The 26,064-nt window shown below is 70.0% G+C and carries 29 protein-coding genes; 11 read left to right on the top strand and 18 right to left on the bottom strand.

Annotation, left to right across the window (positions count from 1 at the left end):
* Nucleotides 1-145: 145 nt before the first annotated feature.
* Complete coding sequence (locus AB0B90_RS22935; RefSeq protein WP_362924598.1) at nt 146-1,006, top strand: NAD(P)H-binding protein; 861 nt, start codon at nt 146-148, stop codon at nt 1,004-1,006.
* 278 nt (nt 1,007-1,284) lie between these two features.
* Here AB0B90_RS22935 and AB0B90_RS22930 read toward each other — a convergent pair whose 3' ends face one another.
* A complete protein-coding gene (locus tag AB0B90_RS22930; protein ID WP_362924596.1) occupies nt 1,285-2,121 on the bottom strand; it encodes an MBL fold metallo-hydrolase in 837 nt (278 codons plus the stop codon).
* On the bottom strand, nt 2,115-2,711 hold the full coding sequence (locus AB0B90_RS22925) for a dihydrofolate reductase family protein (protein ID WP_362924594.1): 597 nt from the start codon (nt 2,709-2,711) through the stop codon (nt 2,115-2,117). The genes AB0B90_RS22930 and AB0B90_RS22925 overlap by 7 nt, the downstream gene beginning before the upstream one ends.
* 74 nt (nt 2,712-2,785) lie before the next feature.
* Between AB0B90_RS22925 and AB0B90_RS22920 the strand changes: the two genes are divergently transcribed.
* Entirely contained in the window at nt 2,786-3,292 is a 507-nt protein-coding gene (locus AB0B90_RS22920; protein ID WP_362924592.1) for a helix-turn-helix domain-containing protein, read from the top strand.
* On the opposite strand, the gene AB0B90_RS22915 is transcribed toward AB0B90_RS22920, so the two are convergent.
* Complete coding sequence (locus tag AB0B90_RS22915) at nt 3,247-3,843, bottom strand: TetR/AcrR family transcriptional regulator (protein ID WP_350945614.1); 597 nt, start codon at nt 3,841-3,843, stop codon at nt 3,247-3,249. The two genes, AB0B90_RS22920 and AB0B90_RS22915, sit on opposite strands and share 46 nt — an antisense overlap.
* 194 nt (nt 3,844-4,037) lie before the next feature.
* Here AB0B90_RS22915 and AB0B90_RS22910 point away from each other — a divergent pair, with 194 nt between their 5' ends.
* A complete protein-coding gene (locus AB0B90_RS22910; RefSeq protein WP_350945615.1) occupies nt 4,038-4,922 on the top strand; it encodes an NAD-dependent protein deacetylase in 885 nt (294 codons plus the stop codon).
* On the opposite strand, the gene AB0B90_RS22905 is transcribed toward AB0B90_RS22910, so the two are convergent.
* From AB0B90_RS22905 to AB0B90_RS22890, 4 genes are all read right to left on the bottom strand, one after another.
* Nucleotides 4,911-5,639 carry an HAD hydrolase-like protein gene (locus AB0B90_RS22905; protein ID WP_350945616.1) on the bottom strand — a complete coding sequence of 243 codons (729 nt, stop codon included), beginning with the start codon at nt 5,637-5,639 and terminating at the stop codon, nt 4,911-4,913. The genes AB0B90_RS22910 and AB0B90_RS22905 overlap by 12 nt on opposite strands.
* 199 nt (nt 5,640-5,838) lie before the next feature.
* Nucleotides 5,839-6,726, bottom strand: coding sequence for an endonuclease/exonuclease/phosphatase family protein (locus tag AB0B90_RS22900; protein ID WP_350945617.1), 888 nt, complete (start codon nt 6,724-6,726; stop codon nt 5,839-5,841).
* A gap of 255 nt (nt 6,727-6,981) precedes the next feature.
* Entirely contained in the window at nt 6,982-7,452 is a 471-nt protein-coding gene (locus AB0B90_RS22895; protein WP_350945618.1) for a hypothetical protein, read from the bottom strand.
* A gap of 141 nt (nt 7,453-7,593) precedes the next feature.
* Complete coding sequence (locus AB0B90_RS22890) at nt 7,594-7,968, bottom strand: helix-turn-helix domain-containing protein (RefSeq protein ID WP_362924588.1); 375 nt, start codon at nt 7,966-7,968, stop codon at nt 7,594-7,596.
* A 56-nt stretch (nt 7,969-8,024) separates the two neighbouring features.
* On the opposite strand from AB0B90_RS22890, the gene AB0B90_RS22885 reads away from it, so the two are divergent.
* Nucleotides 8,025-8,411, top strand: coding sequence for a DUF4440 domain-containing protein (locus tag AB0B90_RS22885; RefSeq protein ID WP_362924586.1), 387 nt, complete (start codon nt 8,025-8,027; stop codon nt 8,409-8,411).
* Nucleotides 8,412-8,479: 68 nt separating this feature from the next.
* On the opposite strand, the gene AB0B90_RS22880 is transcribed toward AB0B90_RS22885, so the two are convergent.
* The 5 genes from AB0B90_RS22880 to AB0B90_RS22860 all read right to left on the bottom strand — a co-directional run bounded on the left by AB0B90_RS22880 (nt 8,480) and on the right by AB0B90_RS22860 (nt 13,194).
* The gene (locus AB0B90_RS22880; RefSeq protein WP_362924583.1) at nt 8,480-9,265 is read right to left on the bottom strand and encodes a dihydrofolate reductase family protein; all 786 of its coding nucleotides are present in this window, start codon (nt 9,263-9,265) and stop codon (nt 8,480-8,482) included.
* A 155-nt stretch (nt 9,266-9,420) separates the two neighbouring features.
* On the bottom strand, nt 9,421-10,821 hold the full coding sequence (locus AB0B90_RS22875) for a sigma-70 family RNA polymerase sigma factor (RefSeq protein WP_362924581.1): 1,401 nt from the start codon (nt 10,819-10,821) through the stop codon (nt 9,421-9,423).
* Nucleotides 10,808-11,173, bottom strand: a complete 366-nt coding sequence (locus AB0B90_RS22870) for a YciI family protein (protein WP_362904112.1) — start codon at nt 11,171-11,173, stop codon at nt 10,808-10,810. The genes AB0B90_RS22875 and AB0B90_RS22870 overlap by 14 nt, the downstream gene beginning before the upstream one ends.
* A 131-nt stretch (nt 11,174-11,304) precedes the next feature.
* Nucleotides 11,305-11,943 (bottom strand): class I SAM-dependent methyltransferase, encoded by a 639-nt coding sequence (locus AB0B90_RS22865; RefSeq protein ID WP_350945629.1) that lies wholly within the window; start codon nt 11,941-11,943, stop codon nt 11,305-11,307.
* Nucleotides 11,944-12,048: 105 nt separating this feature from the next.
* Entirely contained in the window at nt 12,049-13,194 is a 1,146-nt protein-coding gene (locus AB0B90_RS22860; protein WP_350945630.1) for an epoxide hydrolase family protein, read from the bottom strand.
* Between the two features lie 62 nt (nt 13,195-13,256).
* Here AB0B90_RS22860 and AB0B90_RS22855 point away from each other — a divergent pair, with 62 nt between their 5' ends.
* A complete protein-coding gene (locus tag AB0B90_RS22855) occupies nt 13,257-14,195 on the top strand; it encodes a YafY family protein (RefSeq protein ID WP_362924578.1) in 939 nt (312 codons plus the stop codon).
* 68 nt (nt 14,196-14,263) lie between these two features.
* Here the strand turns inward: AB0B90_RS22855 and AB0B90_RS22850 are convergent, their stop codons facing one another.
* The gene (locus AB0B90_RS22850; protein ID WP_350945632.1) at nt 14,264-15,265 is read right to left on the bottom strand and encodes an ADP-ribosylglycohydrolase family protein; all 1,002 of its coding nucleotides are present in this window, start codon (nt 15,263-15,265) and stop codon (nt 14,264-14,266) included.
* Nucleotides 15,266-15,445: 180 nt separating this feature from the next.
* Between AB0B90_RS22850 and cpt the strand changes: the two genes are divergently transcribed.
* From cpt to AB0B90_RS22825, 5 genes are all read left to right on the top strand, one after another.
* Entirely contained in the window at nt 15,446-15,979 is a 534-nt protein-coding gene (gene cpt / locus AB0B90_RS22845; RefSeq protein ID WP_350945633.1) for a chloramphenicol phosphotransferase CPT, read from the top strand.
* Between the two features lie 265 nt (nt 15,980-16,244).
* Nucleotides 16,245-17,306: an ABC transporter substrate-binding protein gene (locus AB0B90_RS22840; protein WP_350945634.1), complete on the top strand. Its 1,062-nt coding sequence runs from the start codon at nt 16,245-16,247 to the stop codon at nt 17,304-17,306.
* An 85-nt stretch (nt 17,307-17,391) separates the two neighbouring features.
* Nucleotides 17,392-18,222, top strand: coding sequence for an ABC transporter ATP-binding protein (locus AB0B90_RS22835; RefSeq protein ID WP_350945635.1), 831 nt, complete (start codon nt 17,392-17,394; stop codon nt 18,220-18,222).
* 10 nt (nt 18,223-18,232) lie between these two features.
* Nucleotides 18,233-19,090 carry an ABC transporter permease gene (locus AB0B90_RS22830; protein ID WP_350945636.1) on the top strand — a complete coding sequence of 286 codons (858 nt, stop codon included), beginning with the start codon at nt 18,233-18,235 and terminating at the stop codon, nt 19,088-19,090.
* A 255-nt stretch (nt 19,091-19,345) separates the two neighbouring features.
* Nucleotides 19,346-20,122 (top strand): DUF899 family protein, encoded by a 777-nt coding sequence (locus tag AB0B90_RS22825; RefSeq protein ID WP_362924575.1) that lies wholly within the window; start codon nt 19,346-19,348, stop codon nt 20,120-20,122.
* 249 nt (nt 20,123-20,371) lie between these two features.
* Here the strand turns inward: AB0B90_RS22825 and AB0B90_RS22820 are convergent, their stop codons facing one another.
* The 5 genes from AB0B90_RS22820 to AB0B90_RS22800 all read right to left on the bottom strand — a co-directional run bounded on the left by AB0B90_RS22820 (nt 20,372) and on the right by AB0B90_RS22800 (nt 24,787).
* Nucleotides 20,372-20,881, bottom strand: coding sequence for a hypothetical protein (locus AB0B90_RS22820; protein ID WP_350945638.1), 510 nt, complete (start codon nt 20,879-20,881; stop codon nt 20,372-20,374).
* Between the two features lie 256 nt (nt 20,882-21,137).
* The gene (locus AB0B90_RS22815; protein ID WP_350945639.1) at nt 21,138-21,866 is read right to left on the bottom strand and encodes a class I SAM-dependent methyltransferase; all 729 of its coding nucleotides are present in this window, start codon (nt 21,864-21,866) and stop codon (nt 21,138-21,140) included.
* A gap of 218 nt (nt 21,867-22,084) precedes the next feature.
* Nucleotides 22,085-22,837 carry a DUF429 domain-containing protein gene (locus tag AB0B90_RS22810; RefSeq protein WP_362924572.1) on the bottom strand — a complete coding sequence of 251 codons (753 nt, stop codon included), beginning with the start codon at nt 22,835-22,837 and terminating at the stop codon, nt 22,085-22,087.
* Between the two features lie 190 nt (nt 22,838-23,027).
* The gene (locus AB0B90_RS22805) at nt 23,028-23,693 is read right to left on the bottom strand and encodes a response regulator transcription factor (protein ID WP_350945641.1); all 666 of its coding nucleotides are present in this window, start codon (nt 23,691-23,693) and stop codon (nt 23,028-23,030) included.
* A complete protein-coding gene (locus tag AB0B90_RS22800) occupies nt 23,690-24,787 on the bottom strand; it encodes a histidine kinase (protein ID WP_362924569.1) in 1,098 nt (365 codons plus the stop codon). The genes AB0B90_RS22805 and AB0B90_RS22800 overlap by 4 nt, the downstream gene beginning before the upstream one ends.
* A 140-nt stretch (nt 24,788-24,927) precedes the next feature.
* Between AB0B90_RS22800 and AB0B90_RS22795 the strand changes: the two genes are divergently transcribed.
* Complete coding sequence (locus AB0B90_RS22795; protein WP_350945643.1) at nt 24,928-26,046, top strand: lipase; 1,119 nt, start codon at nt 24,928-24,930, stop codon at nt 26,044-26,046.
* Nucleotides 26,047-26,064: the final 18 nt, after the last annotated feature.

Below are 26,064 nucleotides of genomic sequence, written 5' to 3'. Positions count from 1 at the left end.
CCGAAGACGCGACACCCTCACACGCCTTCCCCCGCCCGACCTCGGCCGGAGCGGCAACGCGCTCATGCACCCCCTACCGCTTGACCTCAACCAAAGATGAGGTCGCAAGCTGGTCGGGACATCCTCACCCACGAAGGAGATCCGCATGATTCTGGTCACCGGAGCGACCGGCAAGGTCGGCGGGCAGACCGTCACCCAGCTCCTCGACGCGGGCCTCCCCGTACGCGCGCTCACCCGTGACCCCACCTCCGCCGCCCTCCCGAAGGGCGCCGAGGTCGTACGCGGTGATCTGGCCGACCCCGCCACGCTGGACGACGCCCTGGACGGGGTCGAGTCGGTGTTCCTCGTCTGGCCCACCCTCTCGGCCGACCACGCGGCACCCTCGACCATCGAGAAGATCGCCAAGCACGCCCGCCACGTCGTCTACCTCTCCGCACGCGGTGTCCCCGACCTCGCACCGGGCACGCCCGAGCCGGACCCGAACTCGATCCTCGGCTCCCATGCCCTCATCGAGCGGCTGATCGAACGGTCCGGGCCGGAGTGGACGTTCCTGCGGCCCGGCGGGTTCGCCGCCAACACCCTGATGTGGGCCTCGCAGATCCGCGACACCGGCACCGTCCGCTGGGTGCACGGAGGTGCCACCAGGGCACTCATCCACGAGCGGGACATCGCCGCCGCCGGGGTGAGCGTGCTCACCGGCACGGGCCACGCCGGAGCGAGGTACGTGCTGAGCGGCCCCGAGACCCTCACCCAGATCGAGCAGGTGACCGCCATCGGCGAGGCCGTCGGCCGGGCGGTCCGCTGGGAGGAACTCCCGCCCGAGGAGGCGCTGCGCGAGCTGGTCGACCAGGGCTGGCCGCCCGCGGCGGCGAAGGGGCTGATCGACGGGCACGCGCAGATGGCGATGTTCCCCGAGTCGGTCACCTCCACCGTGGAGGAACTCACCGGAAGGCCGGGCACCCCGTTCCGGCAGTGGGCCGCCGACCACGCCGACGACTTCCGCTGACGCGCCTCGGCCGGCTATTCGTCGTCGATTCCCGGCAACACCGAGAAAGAGGTGAGCCGGCGAAGAGAACGACGTGTTCCGCGAATGTCGAGATCCCCGGTGGCGGTGACCTGCAGACGGCATCCGGCGCTGTTCACGCGTCCGGGGTGCCGTCCGCTCGCGTCCGGTGCGAATACGGATACAGCAGCAGTCGGAGCTCGCCCCGATCGTGTTTGCGGTCGCGACGTGCGCGACTGACGCGAAGTTCGCCACCTTGGCGTCGTGCCGCACACCGGTCGCTAGCGGGGCGTTCCTTCGCGCTCGCCTCGTCGGGCGAGGCGTTGGAGTTGTCCTTCGTGCACGTCGCTCACCCACTCCCAGCCGGGCTTCGCCGACGGGCCGACCCGTGGGTCGGTGGAGACGTGGCCGTCCCGCAGCGCGAGTACGTACGCCCGATCCAGGTCGATCCGCGCCCGCACCTGGTCGGATCCGCCGACGGACCCGTGGCCGGGGACGACGACGTCGACGCCGCCCGCCACGCCCTCGATCAGGTCCAGCGCGGTGAGGTATTCCTCGATCGGGTCGGCGGTGCCCTCCATGTCGAGCATCGGGACCAGGACGTCGGACAGCATGTCTCCGGCGACGAGCACCCCGCGTTCCCCGATCAGCAGCGCCGCGTGGCCCGGGGCGTGCGCCCGGTGCTCGACGATCCGGATCTCGGGGCCGTCCCAGGGGATCCGCGCGGTTTCCGCGGGCAGTCCGGTGATGAGGCCGAGCAGGTCCATCGGCACCTGCCCGGCGATCTCCGTCTCGAGAAGGTGGTCGGCGATACGGTCCTTCGCACCCGCCTCCGACAGCTGCTCCCGGATCGTGGCCGCGCAGCGCGCCGTGCCGTAACGAGGCACCTCGCCGAACCCGGCGTGCCAGAGCAGGTGGTCCCAGTCCGGATGCGTGGAAAAGCCCGCCACCACGGGCCGGCCCGACTCGCGAAGGTCGTTCGCGAGGCAGTCGAGCTCGGAGCCGGTCACGCCGGGGTCGACGAGCAGCACACCGGTCCGGCCCCGCACCACAACGGTGTTGGTCTGCACGAACTCGCTCTCGTGGACCCACACACCCTCCGCGACCTGCTTCAGCACGAGCTCGTCTCCTTCGCGTCCCGGATGGCGTAGTGATGCATCGTGACGCCCTGGTCGAACGATCGCTGCTCCAGCAGGTCGAGATCGATCGGCAGGTCGTAGTCGTCGAACAGCGGCCTGCCGAAGCCGAGGATCGCCGGATGGGTGAAGAGCAGCAACTCGTCGAGCAGCCCCGCCCGGAGCAGCTGCGTGGCGAGCGCCGCGCCGCCCACACCGATGGTGCCGTCGGTCTGGTCACGGAGGGCGGCGAGCCGCTCGATCGCGTCGTCCCCACCGATGATCCGGGTGTCGTGATCGGCGCTGTGGCGGGTGCGGGAGACGAGCACCTTGGGGGCCGCCGTCCAGATCTCGCCGTATTCACGCAGGAAGTCCGGCAGCGACGCGTCCTCGCGCGCCCGCGGCCAGAACTCCTCCATCGTCTCGTACATGACCCGGCCCTGGACCATCACCGCGAGCTCCCGCGCCCGCGCGTTGAACTCGCGGTGCAGCTCCTCGCCGATGCGCAGCCACTCGCCGGCGCCGTTGTCCCCGGGAACCTGCTCGATCCGCAGGTCGAGGGACACGTTCATCCAATAGAGGAAGCGACCCATCAGCTCCTCCTTCCCATAGTGCTTGCATTTTGCAACTACTATATTGGCAACGAAACAACCGTCAAGGAGGAGTCGTGGAACCACGGTCCGGCTGTCCGATCAACGCAGGCGTCGAGCTGCTCGGAGATCGCTGGTCGTTGCTCGTGCTGCGCGACATCATCTTCGGCGACCGCCGATACTTCCGCGCGCTACTCACCGGGTCGATCGAGGGCATCGCCTCGAACATCCTCGCCGACCGCCTCAAGCGGCTCATCGACGCGGGGATCCTCACCCGCGGCGCCGCGGGCCGCGGGCAGCGCGCGCGCTTCAGCCTCACCGAATCCGGCATCCAGACCCTGCCGATCATCTACGCCCTCGGCAACTGGGGCCTCGACTGGGCCTCCGGCAGCGCCGAGCTCCGCAGCCGCCAGCAGCTCATGCGCGACGAGGGTCCGGCGTTCGTCGAGGAACTCATGGACGAGCTCCGCGTCCGCCACCTCGACGCCCCGCCGAAGCCGCACGAAGGCCCGGGCGCGTTCGAGCGACTCAACGCCGCCTACGTCGCCTCCGGCGGCTCCGGCGGCTCCGACTCCCGCCCGTAGACGGCGTCCAGGAGATCGCGGACGAACCGATCGAGATCGTTCAACCCGGCGGCGGCCAGGGTGTCGTGACCGTCCGCCAGCAGGTGCGGGACGGCGGCGTGCATGGCCAGCGTGACGGCGGCGGCGCGACGCGGGGTGACGGGCAACCCGGCGGCGCGCTGGGCCCGCTCGAAGTCGGTGAAGTCGGCGGCCGCGATCGCGTCGAGTATGGTCGCCAGCCACGGCCTGCGCGCCGCCTCCGCCTGGAGTTCCAGGTAGGCGAGCAGGCGAGAACGGCCGGGACCCGCGACGTTCTCCAGAAGCCCGCGGAACATGGCCACCAGCCCGTCCCGATCGACGGGTTCCCCTCCCGGCACCTGGTGGTACAGCTCGACGCAGCGCTCGGCGATCGCCCGCAGCAGGGAGTCTCTGGTCGGGAAGTAGTTTTTCGCGGTGCCCGGCGGGGTGGCCGCGACGGCGTCGACGGCCCGGTGGGTGAGGCCGCGCCCCCCGGTCTCCGCGAGCACCTCGATGGCCGCGTCCCGCAGGCGGTCTCGCCGCTCCCGATTCATCTCGCCGACATTACCACCACACCCGTGGTGACTTCTGCCGGCGACCTTGGGACGCAGCGAGCTTGAGGCGGTCCCGCCCCCGTCGGCCGCCTGGACGAGATCACCCGGGAAGACGCGGCGGGCAGCATGACCGGACACGGCGGAACCTCCGGCCAGGCCCGCGGGCGGGCCCCGAGGCCGCTCCACCCGTACGGATGGGGCAGCATGGAGGGGTGAGCGAGGGCACGAGCACACTGGCGAGACTGCTGACCGGGGGCGGCGTCCTGGTGCTGAGCGGGGCCGGGATCTCGACGGAGTCGGGAATCCCCGACTACCGGGGACCTGGCGGGACCCTGAACCGGCACACCCCCATGACCTACCAGACGTTCACCGGCGATCCGGTGGCCAGGCGGCGCTACTGGGCCCGCAGCTACCTCGGGTGGCGGGCGATGACCCGGGCCGCTCCGAACAACGGCCACCGCGCGGTCGCGTCCCTCCAGCGGCGGGGCCTGGTCTCCGGCATCGTGACGCAGAACGTCGACGGCCTGCACCAGGCGGGCGGCGCCCGGTCCGTCATCGAGCTGCACGGCAACCTGCGGGAGGTGGTCTGCCTGGGATGCGGCCACTCCAGCCCGCGCGAGGAGCTGGACCACCGCCTGACCGAGGCGAACCCGCGCTTCGGCGCCCTGCCCACCGCGATCAACCCGGACGGCGACGTCGAACTGCCCGACGAGGAGATCGACGGTTTCCAGGTGGTCGGATGCCGGGCGTGCGACGGAGGGATGCTCAAGCCCGACGTCGTCTTCTTCGGGGAGACCGTTCCGGCGGAGCGGGTCCGCACGTGCTTCTCCCTCGTGGAGGAGGCGCGGCTGCTCCTGGTCCTCGGGTCGTCCCTCACGGTGATGTCGGGCCGCCGGTTCGTGCTGCACGCCGCGAAGCTCGGCATCCCCGTCGCGATCGTCAACCAGGGCCCGACCAGGGGTGACGGCTACGCGGCACTCACCGTCGACGGCCCTTTGGGCACGGTCCTTCCCGAGCTGGTCCGCCTCGTCGACACCGAGATCGACACCCAGACGGTGCCCACCGGCTCACCCCGCTGATCCGCCCGTCCGGTCCGACACGCCCAGCACGGCCCGTACGACGGCGTCGGTGTCGGCGAGGTCCTCCAGCACCAGCTCAGGCCCCGCCTCGCTCAGGACGTTCACGTCGTTGAAGCCGGTGGCGACCGCGATCACCCTCGCTCCACCCTCATGACCCGCACGGACGTCGTTCGGCGTGTCACCGATCAGCACGGTGTTGCGCACGGTGAAGGAGTCCCCGTACTTGTCGGCGGCGCGTCGCTGCGCGCCGGCCACCAGCGCGGCGCGGTCCTCGTGGTCGGTGCCGTACGCGCCCACCTCGAAGTCCACGAAACCGTCCAGCCCGAAGACGGTGAGCTTGCCGATCGAGACCGCCTCGGTGTTGCCGGTGAGCACCGACTGCACCACGTCCTCGCGTTCCGCCAGCGCCGCGAGCACCTCGCGTGCCCCCGACAGGGCCCGGCCACGCTCCCGCATGACGGCCTCGCGCACGACGAACGCCTCGGCGAGGGCGACATAGAAGGAGTCGAGGAGCTCGTCCGACACCTCGACGCCGTGCGCCTGGAGGATCTCGGAGATGATCGCCCGCTCGGTCCGCCCCGCCACGCTCACCGGGTGTTCCATCCTGCGGCCGGTGGTGGCGTGCAGCGCGTGGTCGTAGGTGTCGGCGGTGACACCGCCGGCGTCGATCAGTGTGTGGTCGATGTCCCACAGTACGAGCGTTCTCGGGGAGCTCACCGCCCGAGCATAACGAAGCCGGGATCCTCGGCCCCTGACGGCCCGGCCTCCTGGAAGAGCGCGACCCCGATCGCCGACGAAGGCCCGAGCCCGACGCAAACGACACAGCGGAGCGTGAACGGCGTGGGACGGCGTCCGCACGACCGCCCGCGAGCGGGTCGGCCCCCGTCTGGAGGCCGCTCGCCCACATCCTCGTCCGTCAGAGGTCGACGCGGGCCAGGAGCGGCAGGTGGTCGCTGCCGGTGGCGGGCAGGGTCCAGGCGGCGACGGGGACCGCCGTACGGGTCATGACGTGGTCGATCCCGGCGAGGGGGAGGGCCGCGGGCCAGCTGAAACCGAACCCCCTCCGCGCCGAGACCAGCCGCGAGGTGAGCGGGGCCAGGCCACGGTCGTCGACGGTGCCGTTGAGGTCGCCCAGCAGAACGACCCTGTCCAGCGTCTCCGAGGCGACGGCCGCACCCAGCGCGGCGGCGCTCTCGTCCCTGCGGCCGGACCCGAAACCGTCCGACGGCCGGATACGGATCGAGGGAAGATGCGCGACGTACACGGCCACGTCCCCCTGTGGCGTCCGCGCGGTGACCCGCATCCCACGGTTCCAGTCGGGTCCGACGTCCGCGGGCCTGATGTCCACCGGCCGCACGTCCGCCAGCGGGAACCTGGACCACAGGCCGACGGTGCCCACGACCGCACGGTGGGGGTGGCCGGAGGCGAGAACGTCCTCGTAGAAGGGCCGGACGACAGGCGTCAGCTCCTCCAGGGCGATGAGGTCGGCCCCGGCCCCCGCCAGGGCGAGCGCCGTCCCCTCGTGGTCGGGATTCTCCTCGCCCACGTTGTGCTGGAGCACGGTCAGGTCACCCGCCGCCTCCCGGTCGGCGGGCAGCACCCGCCCGCCGAAGACCACGCCCCACACCGCCGCGGGCAGCACCAGGGACACCGTCGCGAGGACCGAGCGGCGCAGCAGCGCCAGACAGAGCAGCGCGGGAACGGCCAGGCCAGCCCACGGCAGGAAGGTCTCCAGCAGGCTGCCGAGATTGCCCACGCCGTTGGGCACGACGGCGGGGAACGCGAGCAGCACCGCCACCAGCACGGCGACCGACGCGAGAACCCGTCCCCGCGACCGCGTTCCCGAAGCCCCTGAGGACCTTGAAGACCCCGAGGATTCCCCGGATGCTCCGTCCGACGCGTCCCGCCCCTGCCCCCGTCTCCCTCCCCACGCCCGGAGCCCGGCCCGGCGAGCGTCCTTCTTCCCGCCCTCCCCGCCGACCTTTCGATCTTCGATGCTCATGCGTCCGACCGTACGATCATCGCGGCCCGGCCGGGCCCTCCATCGCGAAACGGACATCTAGTCGGCCGAGAGGCGTCCGGCGAGCCGGTCCAGGCCCTGCCTGATCATCTGCCCGTACCCGTCGTCATCGAGTGCGCCGACGGCGGCGCGTCCGCGTTCGAGGTGGTCGCGTGCCCGGTCGAGGTCGCCGAGCCTGCGGTAGGCGTCACCCAGGTTGAGGTGCAGGGATGGGTAGAAGCCGCTCACCGAACCGGCGACGCCCACCTGCCGGGCCCGCTCGTCGGTGACCAGGTCGGCCGCCTCCAGGGCGCGCAGGTCCCAGAGCAACTCCTCCTTCACCTCGTCCTGCACATCGGCCATCCAGTGAGCGAGAGCGCACCGGTGCAGAGGATCGCCCGTCACCCCGATCTCCTCCCACAACTCGGAGAACAGCCTCCGAGCGGCCTTCCGCTCACCCCGCCTGCCCAGATCGGCGGCATGGCCGATCCTGGCCATCATCACATCGGGTGTCACATCGGGCTCGGTCATGCGGTCTCCTCGGCGGAAGGTCAACGGTGCGGCGACTGTAGCGACGGCCACCGACACAATCCGCTGTGGACCGTTCGGCACGGTGAAGGCGGTTCACGGTGACGCGCACCCGCCACCGGAGACGGGTGCCCGCCGAGCGATTCACGTGTCCGACGGCCGGTGCGGCACACCCCAGTCCCACAGTGCCTGGAGCACGGGGCCGAGATCGCGCCCGCGGGAGGTGAGGCTGTAGCGCACCCGGGGCGGCCAGTCGGGGCGGCGGTGGCGATCCAGCACACCGGCCTCGGCCAGGTGCGCGAGCCGGTCGGACAGCACCTTGTCCGACAGCGCGGGCAGTGCCTGGCGAAGCTCGCTGAACGTACGGTCGCCCCGCAGCAGTTCACGGATGATCAGGGTCGTCCAGCGTCCGTGCAGGGCCGCCAGGGTGATCTCCACCGGACATGACGGGGTGGGTTCTGTGACGTTCGCATGGGGATGGTCGGGCAGGCCCGAGTAACCAACCGTTTGGTGAGCCACGAAGGCGCCTCCTAGCGTTGCCGCGTCCGAGTTGTTTCTACCGAAACGGAGCGATGATGCGACAGCTTGCCGAACGTCCGGAGGATGTGCCCACCGTCTTCGCCGAGCGCTTCAACGCCGGTGACGCCGACGCGGTGGCGGAGATCTACGAGAGCGACGCCGTGTTCGTCTCGGAATCCGGCGCGCCGCTGACCGGAGAGCAGATCAACATCGCCAACGGCCGTTTCCTGGATCTGGGACTGCCGATCACCGTCCGTCCGCGACACGTCCACACCACGGGCGACCTCGCCCTGCTGATCGTCGACTGGGTGATCGACGGCACGGACCGCGGGGGCCGGCCCGTGCACCTCCAGGGCACCGCCACCGACGTCGCCCGACGGGGACAGGACGGGTACTGGAGGTACGCCATCGACAACCCCTTCGGCGCGGCGGAGAAGGGGTGAGGGTCTCCTCGGTCGCCGGAGCGACCGAGGGATCCACCGCGCCAGGGGAGGTCGGCGAAGAGTCCGTCTCAGCTCAGGAGATCTGAACTCCCGCTGCCTCGGTCGTCGAGGACGAGGGCGGACCGCCCGTTGACCGTGTAGCGGATGTGCGTGACCTCGGGGGTGTGGATCACCCTGGTGGGGATGAGCTCGATCGCCTCCTTCTCCGCGAGGCCGAGGCCGAGGTCGGCACCCGGCCTCGCGCCCGCGCCCAGCCCCGCCCCCAGGTCAGCTCCCGGACCCGCGCCCAGGCCCGCGCCGATGTCGGCGCCGAACAGGCTCATCCCCCTGCCGAGCACCACCGGGACGATGTGCAGCTCCAGTTCGTCCAGCAGACCGGCCTGGAACACCTGGCGCAGCAGGGTGCCGCCTCCGGCGATCGCCACGTTCTTACCCCCCGCGACGGCGCGTGCCTGCTCCACGGCACTGGCGACGCCGTCGGTCACGTACGTGAAGCTCGTCCCGCCCTGACGCACCAGGGTCTCGCGGGGGCGGTGGGTCACGACGAACACCGGCGCGCGGAACGGCGGCTCGTCACCCCAGGGAACCTCACCTCCGTCCGCCATGTTCCGCCCCATGACGTAGGCCCCCGCGGCCTCGAACGACTCGGCGATGATGTCGGAGTTGACGTCCTTCTCACCACCTGCGAAGCCCTGCCGCTCGCGCCAGGCCATGGCGTCGATCACCCACCGGGTGACCCGGAAGAAGCCCGCGGCCTCCTCCGATTGCAACCAGCCCGACCGCTCACCGGTGTGTCGCGGACCGGCGTAGTAGCCGTCGAGGGACACCGACATCTGTGCCGTCACCTTTGTCATATCGCTTCGCTCCTGTTCCGGCGGCCCCCCTTCCGGGGCCCGCTCGGTGGAGGATCGGAGCCGCGAACCGGATTTCTACCTGCCCGCGCGAATATTTTTTGCGCGGCCTCGGCTCGGCTCTCACAGCGGATGACGCGATCTCGCGTCCGGTCGGCTCAGCGCGCGCAGCGGGCGGCACGCAGCAGGAGGAACCGCTGCTCAGGACGACTACCGGCCAGACGCGCGGCCTCCCGATACGCCGAGGACGCGGCGGCCCTCTCCCCCGCCCGGTCGAGCAGGTAGGCGCGGACGGCGAGCAGCCGGTGATGACCGGCGAGCATCCCGGATTCCAGCTCGTCCAGCAGCTCCAGACCGGCACGCGGTCCGCGTGCCATCCCCAGCGCGACCGCCCGGTTGAGGGTGGTGACGGGGTTGGGCTGCAGGCGCTCCAGGATCTCGTACAGCTCCAGGATCTGCTGCCAGTCGGTCGCCTCGGCCGACGGTGCCTCGTCGTGTATCGCCGCGATCGCGGCCTGGACCTGGTACGGGCCGAGCCGGCGGGTCGCGAGCGTACGGGTGAGGATCTCGGTCCCCTCCGCGATCGCCTCGGCGTCCCAGCGGGACCGGTCCTGCTCCTCCAGCGGCACGAGCACCCCGTCTGGGCCCGTACGCGCCGCGCCGCGCGCCTCGGTGAGCAGCATCAACGCCAGCAGGCCCGCGACCTCGCCGGAGTCGGGCAGCCGCGCGTACAGCCGCCGTACCAGGTGGACGGCCTGTCCGGTGAGGTCGGGCCGGCGCAGGTCCGAGCCGGAGCTGGCGCTGTAGCCCTCGTTGAACATCAGGTACAGCACGTGCAGCACGACCCGCAGCCGAGGCCCGTGCTCGGGATCCGGGGGCAGTTCGAACCGCGCCCCGGCCTCCCGCAGGCGCTGCTTGGCCCGCGAGACGCGCTGCCCCATCGTCTTCTCCGGCACCAGGAAGGCCGCCGCTATCTCGCCGGTGGTCAGCCCGGCGACCGCCCGCAGCGTGAGCGCCAGCTGCGACGAGACGGTCAGCGCCGGGTGACAGCACAGGAACAGCAGCTCCAGCAGGTCGTCACGGACCACCTCGGCGTCCGGCGGCGGCGCGACCAGCGCGTCGCGCGGCGTGGCGTCGAGAGCGGCTTTCTCCCGGCGCTCCCGGGCGCTGTCGGCCCGGACCCGGTCGATGTACCGATTCGCCGCGACCTTGTTGAGCCAGCCCAGCGGGCGGGCCGGGACACCGTCACGCGACCAGGCGTCCGCCGCGGTGATCAGCGCCTCCTGCACGGCGTCCTCGCAACGGTCGAAGTCCCCGTACCGACGCACCAGCGAACCGAGCACCCGGGACGCCGACGACCTCAGCAGCTCCTCGACCGACTCAACCGAGTCGACCGGCTCGACCGGCTCGACCGGCTCGACCGGCTCGACCGGCTCGACCGGCTCGACCGGCTCGACCGGCTCGATCAGCCCAGCCGGCTTGACCGCCTCGTCCGCTTCGATCGGCTGAACCGGCTCATCCGGCTTGACCGGCTCGAAAGGCTCGTCAGACCTCGCCACTCGCCCAGTCACGTCCCATCAGCGGCCACACTTCCAGGCCACCGCCGTACAACGTCCCCGGATAGGCCCGCGCGATCTCCATCGCCCGCTCCTCGTCGTCCACCTCGACCACGAAGTAGGAGCCGACGAACTCCTTCGCCTCGACGTACGGGCCGTCGGTGACGACCGCGTCACCACCCACCCACCGAACCGACCGCGGCCTGGGCATCAGCCCTTCGGACTCAAGGAGCTCCCCCGACTCACGCAGCGTCTCGTTGAACCCGTCGACCTTGGCGATCAGACTCGCCATGTCCTCCGGCGCGAGAGCGTTCCAGATCTCCTCGTTGCCGTAGATCAGCATCAGATACTTCATCGTGCCGTCCTCCTTGTTGATAGCGGACCGTATCGTGACAGCACGACGATCCTTGGGGAAGCCACTCCGTGGTCCGGGAAAATGCCCGGCCTCCGACTCGATGTGCCGCCCGTCGTCGGATTACCAGGCACTCATGCGGTCGGGTAGGCCGTTCCCCGGATGAGGAAGGACATCGGTGTACGCACCGCGGGCAGCAAGAAGCGCTCCAGAGCGGTGATGGTGAACCCGGCCTGCTGGATCACCAGCGCGCTGTCGCGACCGGTGTGACAGCCACCGGCCAGGCGCGGCCAGACGGTGGCGTCCAGCAGGTCCTGCACCCACCTCATCCCTGCCGAGTCGGCGCGTACGTGCTCCAGGAACCGCAGCTGCCCACCCGGAGCCAGCACCCGGCGCATCTGGCTCAGCGCCGCGTGCGGGTCGGGCAGCGAGCACAGCACCAGTGAGGCCACCGCGGCGTCGAAAGTGCCATCGGCGGCCGGAAGGTGCTCGGCCAGGCCCTCGCGGACCTCGACAGGGACCGGTGCCCGTACAGCCGCGGCACGGGCCAGGTGACGCAGCCGCGGCTCCGGCTCGATCGCGAGCACGCGCGTGACGGTGGACGGGTAGTGGGCGAAGTTCAGCCCGTTTCCCGCACCCACCTCGATCACCTGACCGGACAGGCCCTCCAGCAGCGCCTGGCGATGTCCGGCCAGCCCTCGCTTCTCCACGACCCGGCTGATGCGGGCATAACAGCGGGCGAAGAGCGGATGGTCGACACTCGTGGCAGCCATGCTGTTCTTCTTCCCGCTCGTCACCGTCTCACCGGGTGAGGGCGGGAGCAGACGGTTTCCCCATGAGGGAATGACCGGTCCGCGCCGTTCCACCGTCGCGCTCGGTCACCGCGGTCGTACGATCCGGAAGAAGTGCCGAATGTCGGAGATCAGCAGGTCGGGGGCCTGCAGCGAGGCGAAGTGGCCACCTCGGGGGTGATGGGACCAGTGGGTGACCGTGTTCGAGAGCTCCGCCAGCCCGCGGATCGCCCGGTCGCCGGGAAAGTTCGCCACACCCGTCGGGACCGGTGAACGCTCGGGAGGTCGGCCCCACGACTCGCCTGCTTCCAGATAGAACCGGGCCGCCGATCCGGCGGTCGCGGTCAGCCAGAAGATCGTGACATTGGTCAGGACGGTGTCACGGTCGACGGAGGTCTGCTCGGTTCCGGCGGGGTCCCAGTCCACGAACCACTCCAGGTTCCAGGCGAGCTGACCGACCGGGGAGTCGTTGAGCGCGTACGCCAGAGTCTGCGGCCGAGTACCCATCTGCGTGGCGTAGCCGGAGCGGCCGTACCACCACATCTCGTTCTGCTCGGCCTGCTCCCTCTCCGCCTCCGAGAGCGTGTCCAGCATGCCGGGATCGGCCGGGGTCGCGGCGTTGGCCAGCGCGTTCACGTGGATGCCGATGACACGCTCGGAGTCCCCCCGGCCGATCTCCGGGGAGACGACGCTGCCCCAGTCGCCGCCCTGGGCGCCGTAGCGCCGGTATCCCAGGCGTCGCATCAGCTCGGCCCAGGCCCGCGCGACGCGGGTGACCCCCCAGCCGGTCTCCCGCGTCGGCCCGGAGAACGCGAAGCCCGGCAGCGACGGGATGACGACGTGGAAGGCGTCCGCCGGGTCCCCGCCGTGTGACCGCGGGTCGGTCAACGGCCCGATGAGGTCCAGGAAGTCGTACACCGTGCTCGGCCACCCGTGGGTGATGATCAGCGGAGTGGCGTCGGGCTCGGGCGAGCGTACGTGCAGGAAATGGATGTTCTGCCCGTCGATCGTCGTGGTGAACTGCGGGACCTTGTTGAGGCGGGCCTCGTGCTCCCGCCAGTCGTAGCCGGTACGCCAGTGCTCGACCAGTTCGACGAGGTAGTCCTTGTTCACGCCGTAGGACCAGCCGACGCCGGGAAGTTCGTCCGGCCAGCGGGTGCGGGCGAGGCGGTCTCGCAGGTCGTCGAGTTCGGTCTGCGGAATGTCGATACGGAAGGGCGTTTCTGTGCTCATGCCGCCCACCCTGTGCCCCGTGTAGGACAGCTCCGTTCCTATACAGGGGCGATAGTGGAGGAATGTTGGAAACACCCGCTCGACTGCTGCGACTACTGTCGTTGCTGCAGACGCACCGCGACTGGTCCGGTACGGAACTCGCCGAGCGGCTGGGAGTCACCACCAGGACGGTACGGCGCGATGTCGACAGGCTTCGTGAGCTGGGCTACTCGATTCGCGCCTCGATGGGCCCGGTCGGCGGTTACCGGCTCGGAGCCGGTTCCTCGCTACCCCCGCTGTTGCTGGACGACGAGGAGGCGGTCGCGGTCACGGTCGGCCTGCACAGCGTGGCAGAGGTCGAAGGGGCTTCGCTGCGCGCCCTGACCAAGATCGAGCAGATGCTGCCGTCCCGGTTGCGACACCAGGTCATCGCGCTGAGAAGCGCGGTGGTCGCGATGTCTCCCGAGAGCGGCCCGCCGGTGAAGGCGGCGGTGCTCACCGCGATCTCGGCCGCGATCCACGCTTCCGAGGGGCTGCGTTTCGACTACGTCAGCCATCACGGGGCCGAGTCCCGCCGCGGCGTCGAGCCACATCGCCTCGTCTGCTGGGGACGGAAGTGGTATCTGGTCGGCTGGGACGTCGAACGGGCCGACTGGCGCACCTTCCGGGTCGACCGGATCTCGCTGCGAACGCCCAACGGCCCTCGGTTCACCCACCGAGAACCACCCGACGGCGACGTCACGACCTACCTGTGCAGAAAGATGGGCTTCGAGATGTGGCCACTCCGCGCCAGGCTGCGGATGCACGCCTCCGCGACGGACATCGCCGGACGCGTCAGTGGAATCGTGACACCCGTCGACGACCACACCTGCCTGCTGGAAATCGCCACGGACTCGTTCGATCTCGTCGCGTTCACCGTAGGCATGCTCGACGTCGACTTCGAGGTCGAATCTCCCCCGGAACTCGCCCGGCATCTCCGCGAACTGTCCCACCGCTTCGCCAACGCGACCGCCCTCCCGTGACGAGGATTCCGCCCGTCAGGAGAACGTCCCGGACAGCGGCGACGCGCCTGCTCCCCGAAGCCGTGACCTCATCTCACCAGACGCTGTGCGAGATCGACCAGCTCGGGCAGGCGCAGCACCCGCTCACCGGCCCCGGGCAGCGGGACGTGCAGGGGTTCGGTCCAGCGTACGGGGATCGCGTCGGCTCCGTAGACGGCACCCGCGAGACCGCCGGTGACCGCGGCGACGGTGTCGGTGTCACCGCCCAGGTCGATCGCGGCGCGTACCGCGTCCGCGTAGCCGGAGGTGGTACGCAGTGCCCAGAGCGCCGAGCCGAGGCAGGGCCAGACGGCACCGTTGGGCTCGGTGGCGTCGTCGGGGTGCCAGTGTGACGCGAGAACGACGGAGTATCGCTCGCGCTGGTCGGGATCGACGAGGGCGAGGCTGTCCGGCAGCGCGGCGACGGGGTCGCCGCCCTCCAGCGCCACACGCAGCAGATCGTGGAAGATGGCCGTTCCCTCCCAGGCCGCGGGGTCGCCGTGGGTGAGCGCGGCGATGCGGCGGGCGGCGTCCATGGTGGCGGTCTGCCCGTGCCGGGCGAAGTAGACCGCCGAGGTGGTGGCCCGCATCAGCGAGCCGTTTCCCGCGGCGCGGTGGTTGACCTGGAAGTGGGTCGCGGCCGCGCGGTCCCAGGGCATGCCGTTGGTCAGGACATCCTCGGTCTGCAGCCCGATGTCCTTGGGATCGGAGGCCGCCCAGCGCTGAAACCTGGCGAAGACATCCGGTAGGTCCAGCCCTTCGCGCTCCAGCAGCGACTCGGCCAGGTGCAGGGCCATCTGCGTGTCGTCGGTCGCCTCCCCGACGTCCCAGCCGCCGCCCCCGCACATCTCGTTCTCCTTGCCGGGAACGTCGCCGGGAGTGTTGCCGGGAACGCTGTCTGGAACGCCGCCGGGAGCACTGCCTGGAACGCCGCCTGGAACGGGAAACCGGGCGGAGAACGCCCCGGCGGGACCGAATTCGAAGGGGGCGCCCAGCGCGTCGCCCACCGCCGAGCCCACGACGGCACCGATGGCACGGTGTGTACGGTTCATCGCGGCAGCCTACAGAAGGACATCTCCGGCACCGAGCCTCGAATCCTCCGACTTCGACGGGAGCGGCGGCGCATCCGTCGAAGGCTGCGGCACTCACCACGATCTTCGACCGCGTTCCGAGCCTCCGAGGGGCCGCGAAATTCGCTTCGTGTCGTGCGGGAGAGGTTCTACTGTGGCCGGGTGGCGACTCAGATGATCATCATCAACGGTGGTTCCAGCTCGGGGAAGTCCGGGATCGTACGGTGCCTGCAGGCCGTTCTTCCGGATCCGTGGCCGGCGTTCGGCGTTGATTCGTTCATCGACGCGATGCCCGCGAGGATGCGGGCGTCGACCGAAGGGCTCGAGATCACCGCGGACGGCGGGGTGAGCGTCGGGGCGGACTTCATGGAGCTGCAGACGGCCTGGATGCGGGGCGTCGTAGCCATGGCCCACGCCGGCGCCAGGGTCATCGTCGATGACGTCTTCCTCGGTGGAGCCGCCACCCAGCAGCGGTGGCAGAGGCTTCTGGGCGAGCTGGACGTGCTGTGGGTCGGTGTGAGGTGCGAGGGTGCGGTCGCCGCGGGCCGTGAGATCGCACGCGGTGATCGGGTCCAGGGGATGGCCGCGTCGCAGGCGGAGGTGGTTCACGACGGCGTGATCTATGACGTGGAGGTGGACACCACGCATACCGAGTCCCTGGCGTGCGCGCGGATCATCGCCGCCCGGGTCGACTGATCGACGAAGCGGCCCTGTAGAGCGACCATCTCCAAGATCAGAATTTGACCACGACCATCGGCCCGTCGAGACCTCCCCGCCAGACACATCGACGCCCCAATCCGACATAAAACCCAATAAGCGGACATACGGGACGACGCCGAAGCGTCCAGGAACACAAACCGGTAACGGCTCGTGCCCGTGCGATCACAACGCTTGACAGGAGGGCTCGTTTGCAATGTTATGCACTTAACCGACTTATTAAGTAGGAATTAAGGAGTAACCCATGAAGGCTCGCAGGCTCCGGGGGACGGCAGTGGCACTGGCCGCGGTCACGGTGACAGCCCTCGCGGCGGCCTGTGGAGGAGGCGGGGGGTCCTCCGGCAGTGACGGCGCCACGGCGAAGACAGAGGTCCGCCTCGGCTTCTTCCCCAACATCACGCACTCCACGGCCCTGGTCGGGGTGCAGAAGGGGCTGTTCGCCAAGGCGCTCGGCGACGACGCGACGCTGAAGATCTCGACCTTCAACGCCGGCCCGGCCGCGACCGAGGCGATCTTCTCCGACGCCATCGACGCCACCTACATCGGGCCGAACCCGGCCATCAACGCCTGGTCGAAGTCCAAGGGCGAGGCGATCAAGATCGTCGCGGGCGCGGCGTCCGGCGGCGTGTTCCTCGTGGTCAAGCCCGAGATCAACGGCGTCGAAGACCTCAAGGGCAAGAAGATCGCCACACCTCAGCTCGGCAACACCCAGGACGTCGCGCTGCGCTACTGGCTCCAGGAGAAGGGCATCAAGACCGACACCAAGGGCGGCGGCGAGGTCTCCATCCTCCCCCAGGAGAACGCCCAGACCCTGCAGACCTTCGCCACCGGCGACATCGACGGCGCCTGGGTGCCCGAGCCCTTCGCGAGCCGTCTGGTCCAGGAGAGCAAGGGCAAGATCCTCCTCGACGAGACCGAACTCTGGCCGAACAAGCAGTTCGTGATCACGCACCTGATCGTGCGGCAGCAGTTCCTCAAGGAGCACCCCGACCTGGTGAAGAAGCTGGTCGAGGCGCACGTCGAGGCCAACGAGTTCATCAAGTCCGACCCGGCGGGCGCCAAGGAGTCGATCAACGCGGAGCTGAAGGAGCTGAGCGGCAAGCCGATCGCGCAGGAGATCCTGGACAGCGCCTTCGGCAACATCACCTTCACCAACGACCCGATCGCGTCCTCCCTCGCCGGCAGCGCCGAGCACGCCCAGAAGGTCGGCCTGCTCGACCCGGTGGACCTGAACGGCATCTACGACCTCACGATCCTCAACGAGGTCCTGAAGGCCAAGAGCCAGCCTGCCGTGAGCGACAAGTGACCGGTCCGAGCGAGCACCACAGAACAGAAGAGTCGAGGCGGCACCACCGGTCACCATCCGGCGAGCCGCTGGTCAGGGAGGCGAAGTGACAGCTCCGATCCAGGAGCTGCGCCCCGGCCGGACCGACGGGCACGAGCCCGCGGTCCGGCTGGACGCGGTTTCCAAGGTGTACGGCAGGGAGCTGTTGGCCCTGGACCAGGTGACGCTCTCGGTGGACAGGGGCGAGTTCGTCTGCCTGCTGGGAGCGTCCGGCTGCGGCAAGAGCACGCTGCTCAATCTCGTCGCGGGTCTCGACCGTCCCACCGCCGGGGAGATCGACACCAGGGAAGCCCGAATCGCGATGATGTTCCAGGAGCCCGCCCTGTTCCCCTGGCTCACGGTCTCAGGGAACATCGAGCTGGCGCTCCGGGTGACGAGTTCGGGCAAGACCACGAAGAAGGAGCGCCAGGCGCGGGCGAAGGAACTCCTGGAGATCGTCCACCTCGCCGACTTCGGCCACAAGCGCCCGCACGAGCTCTCCGGCGGCATGCGCCAGCGGGTCGCGCTCGCCAGGGCCCTCGCCCAGGAGGCCGACGTACTCCTCATGGACGAGCCCTTCGGCGCCCTCGACGCCATGACCCGCGACCTGCTCCACGACGAGCTGGAGCGGATCTGGCGGGAGCGCGAGCTGGCCGTCCTGTTCGTCACCCACAACGTGCGCGAGGCCGTACGGCTCGGCGACCGGGTCGTCCTGCTGAGCAGCAGGCCCGGCACGGTGATCGAGGACTTCCCCGTGACGCTGCCGCGGCCCCGCCGTACCGACTCCGCCGAAGTGGCCGAACTCGCCTCCACCATCACCGACCGGTTGCGCCAGGAGGTGTTGCGCCACGCCCAGCCGGCGGCGCAGCGGCCCGCCGGCACCGGGATCGAGAAGTAGCGGGTGACCAATGACTGCTGATCTCTCCCAGCACATCGCCGGCCTGGACGCGCTGGAACTGTCCCACCGGGAACGACAGAGCCTCGCCTCCAGGATCTGGGCCAGAACCTGGCCGATGCTCTCGGCGATCGCCCTCGTCCTCGCGGTCTGGGAACTGGTCGTGCTCAGCGGCTGGCGCCCGGAGTACGTCCTGCCCGGCCCCTTTACCGTCCTGGCGGATCTGTGGAACCGCCTCGGTGAGGCCGAGTTCTACCAGGCCGTGGCCGTGACGATGCGCCGCGCGGTCACCGGGTTCGCGGTCGCGGTGCTGGTCGGGCTCGTGGTCGGCGCGGCCGTGTCACGGGTCAAGCCGCTGCGGGCCGCGCTCGGCTCCCTCATCACCGGCCTGCAGACCATGCCCTCCATCGCGTGGTTCCCGCTCGCGATCCTGTTCTTCAAGCTCAGCGAGAGCGCGATCCTGTTCGTGGTCGTCCTCGGGGCGGCACCGTCGATCGCGAACGGGCTGATCGCCGGCGTGGACTACACCCCGCCGATCCTGCTCCGCGCCGGGCACATCCTCGGCCTGCGGCGCCTCGCGCTCTACCGGCACGTCATCCTGCCCGCGTCACTGCCGTCGTTCCTGTCGGGACTCAAGCAGGGCTGGGCGTTCGCGTGGCGATCCCTGATGGCGGGCGAACTGCTCGTGATCATCGCCCATCAGGCGTCGATCGGCGAGCAGCTCGACAACGCCAGGGAACTCTCCGACGCCCCCGGCCTCCTCGCCACGATGATCGTGATCCTGGTCATCGGCATCGTGGTGGACATGTGCTTCGGCGCGGCGGACAACGCCCTGCGGCGTCGCTGGGGCCTCGACCAGGGCGTCGGCTGAGAGCGCGGCGGCAGCGGCGACAGCGGCGACACGGTCACCCGCGTTCGACCGGTCGCCGCTGCCGGACCACGACGGCGTCCCGCAGCCGTGGGACCGTACCGACGAACCACCCACGCGCCCGGACGGCGTCGTCGGCGCCACCGGAAGACCATCGACGTCGCGGGCGAAACCGGCGGCCATTCCCAAGATCAGAATTTGACGACGATCGGTCGAACGTGTTGTTCCGCCCTCTCCAACCGGGCTAAACAGGTTCACATGACAGAGACACCAGCAGCCGGACGCCCCCTGCCGCGGCCACCGGTCGCCGATCGGCGGACCTGGCAGAAACAGATCGACGAACTCCGGGCCAAGGAGAAGGCCCACGCCAGGGCCGGAGACGCACTCGCCGCCGAACGCCGTCGGCTGCCGATGGTCGAAGTCGATCCGCGGACTCCGCTGATCGGAGCCGACGGCCCGGTGCCGTTGATCGACATCTTCGGCGGCCGATCCCAACTGATCGCCTACTTCCAGATGTGGCACACCGGTGAGCCTGCTGCGAAGCAGTGCATGGGCTGCACCTTCTCCACGTCCCACATCAACGAGTTGTCCTACCTGCACTCGCGGGACGTCGGCTACGCGACCTTCTGCCAGGGACCGTACGAGGAGAGCTCGCGCTACCGCGACTTCATGGGCTGGACGATTCCCTGGTACTCGGTGCCGCAGGACGCCGTGGACCGATTGGTCGCGGACCGGTACTTCGGCATCCTGGTCACCTATCTCCGCGACGACGACAAGGTCTACGAGACCTACTGGACCACCGGCCGCGGCAACGAACTGATGGCACCGTCGTACGGACTGCTGGATCTGACCGTCTACGGCCGGCAGGAGTTCTGGGAGGACTCGCCGGAGGGCTGGCCTCAGCGTTGGGACACCCGAGGCGACCAGTTCCTGCTGGACGGCCGCCCGACCGCCCAGTGGTCACGGATCAGGGCCGGATACGACGACGACCTCGGCACCTCGTCCGGCGATGATCACCAACCGCACTGCCACTGAACGGGCATCCGTCAGGGGAGAGAATCCACTGCTCGCCGCGCCAAGAGCGACCTGAGCCGATCCGCCGCGAGCGCCGACGCCCAGATCAAGCAACCCTTCCACTGCCTCCTTGCCGCACGCGGCACGGGCCGCGACCGGCGATCGCTCGGCGACCTCGGGGTCGTCGCGCAGGCTGTCGCGCGACCACGCGCGGCACGCCCAGCGGCGCCGGCCCTCGGATCACCGCCGCGGGCATGCCGAGGAGCCGCCTCACACGTCATCTCGCGCGAGGGCGCCGGCGCGGAGCAGTCGCCACAGGCCGGCGAAGGCCAGGGTGGCCGTCACCGCGCTCATCCCGAGCCGTCCCCAGTGACCGGTCTCGAACTCGAACGCGGTCTGGCGCAGCACCTCCACGGAATGAACGGCGGCGCCCTGCTCGAACATGATGTCGTTGCGCGGCCAGAAGTACAGGACCGAGAACAGGAACTCGCCCAGCAGCAGTGACAGCAGGCTGCCGCCGGCCCACAGCCGCGTGTCCCGGATGGGCCACACCAGGATCAGGGTCGCCACGGAGGCGATCACGGTCACCGCGCCCATCGGCGGGAAGAAGTCGGCGGGACCGCTCACCACGAAGAACTCCACCGACTCGGCCAGGGAGGCCGGCACGTCGTGGAACACGTTGGGGTAGATGACGATCGTCTCTACCGCGATACCCCCGAACGCCACCATGGCGATCCAGACGTACGCGGTAAGGACGGCGAGAGAAAGTCGATGTCGCATCAGCAGGCTCACCTAACGGGTGGGAAGCTCGGACCCGGTCACGCTACGAGTCCGCCCCTCGCCCCGTCGTCGGCCTGAAAGCCCGACGCGCGTACGCGTTTCGACGTACCTTCTCGCGGTCGACGCTTGATGGTGCGGGTACCCGCACCATCCTGAGAGTGCGTTCCGCGAACTGATGCCCTGTTCGTCGTTGGCGTTGGGAAACGACTCCCGCAGTGGGCCGCCTTCGAGCCTCAGCCTGGACCGTCCCGTGTTCTCAGGTCGTGGACTGGGCGATGAACACGAACTCGCGCCCCGGGCGGTCAGGGGCCTCTCGCACATCGAGCACCCGGTAGCCATGAGCGACCAGGCTCGATTCGACCTCCTCGCGGCTGCGGAACCGCAGGGTCGAGTCGGAGACGACCGTCGCACCGTCCACCGGCAACCTGTAGGTGTAGCGGAAGGAGACGAACGGCAGGCTTACTTCGGTGACCTCACGGCGCCGCTCCACCTGTCCTTTCCCGGGGATGTCGAGGATCAGGTGATCATCGTCGGCGGCCCACTCCTCCCAGGCCCGATACTCGGGTCGCCTGGTCTCGAACACGAGATATCCGCCTCGACGAAGAACGGCGTGGACGCCCCGCAGAGTCTCCGCCCAGTCGTCGTCGGTGAGGAAGACCTGCGCCACGTTTCCCGTCATCACCGCGAGATCGGCGCCGAACGGCGGCACCGTCCTGACATCTCCATGAACCCAGGTGACCGTTGCGGTCGCGTCCTTCGACTTCGCGACCTCAAGCGACGCCTCCGCCGGATCGACCCCCACGACGGTACGGCCGGTTGCGGCGAGCAGGACCGCGAGGGATCCCGTCCCGCAGCCGACGTCGAGTACGCGGTCCGCCCCCAACTCGTCGGCGAGGTCGAGGTAAGCGGCCAGGTCGTCGCGGTCGCCGTCGAAGGCGTCATAGACGGGTGCGAGACGAGGGTGCGCGAAAATCGCATCAGGCACCCGGCGACCGTATCCACGTTCAAGCGTCCCGGCCACGGATTTAACGAACCGCCCGGCGACTCGCGGCTGTCCCGCGAACAACCCGGCCGGATCGTCCAGGACACGCGGATCCACCCGGCTCGCCCTGCCGTCCCCGATCCCGATCCCGAGAAGGGGAGACGACATCGGGGGTGGGCGCCTCGTTCAGGACGACCAGGGTGCCCGGCTACACGTTCTCCTCAGCCGGCCGGGCACAGCTCACTCAGAGGTCCGGTGGGGAGCGCGATCCATCCCTCGGAGCGCGCCGAGTGAGCTTGGTCCTGTGCCGGAACGGTCGCGAGACCCTGAGCCGCGGCACGGGCGGTGAGCGCGGCGATGACGGCGTCCGTCGCATGGTCGGACGTCCGGCAGATTCGCTCGTGTTCCCCCAGGTCCAGCCATGGCGCCGCTTCCTGGAGTTCATCGACCAACCGCGCGAGTCCGCCACGGTTCGCCGGGCTTTTATAGCGGCCGTGGGGCAGGCCCCAGCATCTGAGCGAGGCCGCGGGGTAGACCTCCGCCACGACACCGGTACCGCTACGGTCGACCGGCTGCCCCTGCCGGGCAAGCTCGGCGAGCAGGGCCGCGCAACGCAGGGCCGTGCTGCCGATGAGATTCGCGGAAACACTCAGAGGATAGAAGTCCAGGACTTCCTTCACCTCGTAGTCGGTGACCCGCATGGTGAACTGCCTGCGCCAGGCGACGTCCGTGCTGCCCTCGGGCACGGCGACATGTCCCGTGCGGTGAGCCGTGATGAAATCAACGAACTTGTCCGGCCAGCCGAGCGGACAGTCGATACCGGCCTTGTCCGCGCCTTTGATCGCTTCGACGATCAGATCATCGTCCGCCACAGTCTCCAGCCTGCGGACACGGGCCCCGTCGGCAGACCAATCAAGCCAGGCCACCGCCGTCTCTTTCGCCTCTGTCGCCAGGTCAACACCAACCGTGAACACCGTTTCACGATAAAACACCGGCTGATCAGCGGACAGGCGGTACTTCTACGGAAAGCGGCTGCGTACGCTCAAGGACCTGGACAGCGCCGCGATCGTGTTACGCGAGATGTGGCCGCCGACCCGGACGGTGATGCGCGGACCGCGCTGGACGGCATGGACCTGCCGGCAACCCCTCCTCCTGCCAGGAGCATCACGCCTTGGTGGCACTGACGAGGCCGCTCTCGTAGGCGATGATGACGAGCTGGGCGCGGTCGTGCACATCCAGCTTCGACAGCAGGCTGCGCACGTGGGTCTTGACGGTGGAGATGCTGAGGCGCAGGTGGGCGGCGATCTGGGGATTGGTCAGACCGCGGGCGACGAGCGTCAGCACCTCGCGCTCGCGGCCGGTCACCGCCGTCAGCTCGCGTGCGGTCAGGGCGTCGGCGGCGGCCCTGCGGGTGAACTCGGAGATGAGCCGCCGCGTGACCGTTGGTGCGAGCAGCGCCTCACCGGAGGCGACCACGCGGATCGCGGCCAGTAGGTCGGCCGGCGGGATGTCCTTGAGCAGGAACCCGCTCGCCCCGGCGCGCAGCGCCGCGTAGACATACTCGTCCAGGTCGAAGGTGGTCAGGATGACGACCCGGGCCCCGGCCCGTGACGGGTCGGACAGGATATGGCGGGTGGCCTCCAGTCCGTCCATGTCCGGCATGCGCACGTCCATGAGGACGACATCGGGCCGGGTGCGCGCGGCCAGCTCGACGGCCTGCGCTCCGGTGCCCGCCTCGCCGACGGCGACCAGGTCCGCCGCTGTGCCGACGAGCATCGTGAGCGTGGCACGCAGCAGCGGCTGATCGTCCACGATCGCCACCCTGATCACAGCGCCTCCTGCGAGGCGTAGGGGAGGTGGGCCAGCACGCGGAAGCCGCCGCCCGGGACCGGGCCTGCGATGAGCCGCCCACCGTACATGAGGCAGCGCTCGCGCATGCCGCGCAACCCGTGCCCACCTCCGTCACCCGGTGGGCACCGGCCGTCGTCGGTCACCTCCACCTCCACCACCCCGGCCTCAGGTACCGTGACCCGCACCCGGCAGCCGGTCCCGGCATGCTTGCCCACGTTGGTCAGCGCCTCCTGGACGATCCGGTACACGGCCAGCGCCACCCCATCGGGCAAGTCCCCGGCCTCGACGCGCAGGTCCACCTCGATCCCCGCGTGCGCGGCCAGGGCGTGCAGGTCCTGCAGCCGTGGCACGGGCGCGGCGCCCTGGAGGACGGACTCCGAGCGCAGCATGCCGAGCATGGCGCGCATCTCCAGCATCCCCTCCCGGCCGATGGTCTCGATCAGCCGCAGCGCCTCGCGCGCCTCCTGCGGACGGGTCTCGGCGACGAGCCCGGCGACCCCGGCCTTCATCGTGATCAGGCTCATGCTGTGCGCGACGACGTCGTGCAGATCCCTGGCGATGCGCAGCCGTTCCTCAAGGGCTGCCCGTTCCGCCGTACGGGCCGCGTGCAGACGCTGTTCGCCGACGGCCAGGCCCGCCGTCCAGGACAAGCCGATCACGGTCAGCCCGAACCCGGCGTCGCCGAGCGCCTGCGTCCAGGACGGCCAGGCGGCGGCGAGCAGGGCGGCGGCCACACAGCCCAGCGACGCGGACAGGCCGGCGACGGCCGGTCCGCGCGGCTCCCGCACGCCGACCGAGTAGAGCACCACGGCGACCGGCAGGTAAGCCGCCTCCACGCCCATGAGCAGCGCAGCGGCGGCGGCGGCGAGCGAGACGACCAGCGAGGGCAGCGGCCACCGTCGCCGCGTCGCGACGGGCAGCGCGGCCAGGGCGGCCGCGACGACCGCCGCGATCACGCCGGTCCGCAGCTGCGCCGCCGCCGCGAAGGCGACGGCCAGCAGGAGCGCGACCACCACGTCCACGGCCACCCAGTGGCCGTGGCGCAGCCTGTGCACCACCAGGCTCTCTCTCATCAGCCGACAGTATCCGCGCAGGTCACCTGCGCGACATCGTCCGCGAGGAGGAACGCCTGTCTGGCATAGCGTCCTGGGCTGATGTGAGCTTCGTCCGGCAGGGCGATGCCACCGTGCGGTCCTGGCGACAGCGTGGAGGCATGAAGACGACACCTCTCGTGATCGCCGCCGCCGCGCTCCTGGTAACGGTCGCGTCCCCGGCGGGCGCGACCACAGCCCCGGCGCGGTTCGAACCGCCCTCTCCCACGGGCCCACACAAGATCGGCACAGTCGCGCTGCACCTGGTCGACCAGTCCAGGACCGACCCATGGGTGACCGACCGCAAACGCGAACTGATGATCAGCATCTGGTACCCGGCGCGCAAGACGGCCGGATACCCGCTCGCGCCCTGGATGCCGAAGGCGGCGGCCGACCGCTACCTGCGCGACATGGGGCTGCCGCCGGGCAAGCTGGTCCTGGGCGACACCGACGGCCATCAGGGCGCTCCGGCCGACCGGCGGCTCGGGCGGTTGCCCGTGGTGCTGTACTCGCCCGGCGCCAATGCCTCGCGCTCCTTCGGCACCGGGGTGGCACAGGAGCTGGCCAGCCGTGGCTACGCGGTCGTGACGATCGACCACACCTACGACGCGGCCGTGGTCGAGTTTCCCGGCGGCCGGGTCGTCACCAACCCGAAGGGCGAGATCACCGACTTCGTCAAGGCGGCCAAGGTACGCACCGACGACACCGGGTTCGTGCTCGACCAGCTGCCCGGCGCCCTGCCCGCGGGGCTGAGGGGGGTGCTGGATCTGAGGCGCATCGCGATGTTCGGCCACTCCCTCGGTGGCGCCACCACCTCCTCGGCCATGTACGCCGACAGGCGTATCAAGGCCGGGCTCGGCCTCGACGGCGCGGTGCTCGGCCCCGTCGCCAACGCCGGGCTGGACCGGCCGTACTTGGTGGTCGACACGCCCGGCAAGGGAGGGATGGTCAGCAACCCCGCGCTGCGGACGTTCTGGAAGAACCTGCGCGGATGGCGGCTCCACCTGACCGTCAGGGGCGCTGCGCACAACTCCTTCGGCGACGACGTCCGGCTCATCCGCAAGGCCGGGCTGCCGGTAGAGGAACTGGTGGAATCCGTCGGGACGATCACCGAGAAGCGGGCGCTGGCCTTCCAGCGCGCCTACCCGCTCGCCTTCTTCGACCGGTTCCTGCGCGGCAGGAAGTCCCCGCTGCTCGACGGGCCGACATCACGTTTCCCCGAGGTCACCTACACCAGGTAGGTCACTCACCCCCCGCCA

Source organism: Streptosporangium sp. NPDC049078, assembly GCF_040648855.1.
GTDB lineage: Bacteria > Actinomycetota > Actinomycetes > Streptosporangiales > Streptosporangiaceae > Streptosporangium.
The sequence above is the reverse complement of the archived record's forward strand: the minus strand, read 5'-3'. Positions and strand labels throughout refer to the sequence as shown.

Excerpts from the sequence above, each read along its gene's own strand:
- AB0B90_RS22800 (WP_362924569.1), bottom strand. The coding sequence starts at position 24,787 with ATGAGAGAGAGCCTGGTGGTGCACAGGCTGCGCCACGGCCACTGGGTG.
- AB0B90_RS22885 (WP_362924586.1), top strand. The coding sequence starts at position 8,025 with ATGCGACAGCTTGCCGAACGTCCGGAGGATGTGCCCACCGTCTTCGCC.
- AB0B90_RS22795 (WP_350945643.1), top strand. The coding sequence starts at position 24,928 with ATGAAGACGACACCTCTCGTGATCGCCGCCGCCGCGCTCCTGGTAACG.
- AB0B90_RS22915 (WP_350945614.1), bottom strand. The coding sequence starts at position 3,843 with ATGAATCGGGAGCGGCGAGACCGCCTGCGGGACGCGGCCATCGAGGTG.
- AB0B90_RS22850 (WP_350945632.1), bottom strand. The coding sequence starts at position 15,265 with ATGAACCGTACACACCGTGCCATCGGTGCCGTCGTGGGCTCGGCGGTG.
- AB0B90_RS22855 (WP_362924578.1), top strand. The coding sequence starts at position 13,257 with ATGTTGGAAACACCCGCTCGACTGCTGCGACTACTGTCGTTGCTGCAG.
- AB0B90_RS22830 (WP_350945636.1), top strand. The coding sequence starts at position 18,233 with ATGACTGCTGATCTCTCCCAGCACATCGCCGGCCTGGACGCGCTGGAA.
- AB0B90_RS22825 (WP_362924575.1), top strand. The coding sequence starts at position 19,346 with ATGACAGAGACACCAGCAGCCGGACGCCCCCTGCCGCGGCCACCGGTC.
- AB0B90_RS22925 (WP_362924594.1), bottom strand. The coding sequence starts at position 2,711 with ATGGGTCGCTTCCTCTATTGGATGAACGTGTCCCTCGACCTGCGGATC.
- AB0B90_RS22935 (WP_362924598.1), top strand. The coding sequence starts at position 146 with ATGATTCTGGTCACCGGAGCGACCGGCAAGGTCGGCGGGCAGACCGTC.
- AB0B90_RS22880 (WP_362924583.1), bottom strand. The coding sequence starts at position 9,265 with ATGACAAAGGTGACGGCACAGATGTCGGTGTCCCTCGACGGCTACTAC.
- AB0B90_RS22910 (WP_350945615.1), top strand. The coding sequence starts at position 4,038 with ATGGGGCAGCATGGAGGGGTGAGCGAGGGCACGAGCACACTGGCGAGA.
- AB0B90_RS22820 (WP_350945638.1), bottom strand. The coding sequence starts at position 20,881 with ATGCGACATCGACTTTCTCTCGCCGTCCTTACCGCGTACGTCTGGATC.
- AB0B90_RS22895 (WP_350945618.1), bottom strand. The coding sequence starts at position 7,452 with ATGACCGAGCCCGATGTGACACCCGATGTGATGATGGCCAGGATCGGC.
- AB0B90_RS22860 (WP_350945630.1), bottom strand. The coding sequence starts at position 13,194 with ATGAGCACAGAAACGCCCTTCCGTATCGACATTCCGCAGACCGAACTC.
- AB0B90_RS22870 (WP_362904112.1), bottom strand. The coding sequence starts at position 11,173 with ATGAAGTATCTGATGCTGATCTACGGCAACGAGGAGATCTGGAACGCT.
- AB0B90_RS22840 (WP_350945634.1), top strand. The coding sequence starts at position 16,245 with ATGAAGGCTCGCAGGCTCCGGGGGACGGCAGTGGCACTGGCCGCGGTC.
- AB0B90_RS22865 (WP_350945629.1), bottom strand. The coding sequence starts at position 11,943 with ATGGCTGCCACGAGTGTCGACCATCCGCTCTTCGCCCGCTGTTATGCC.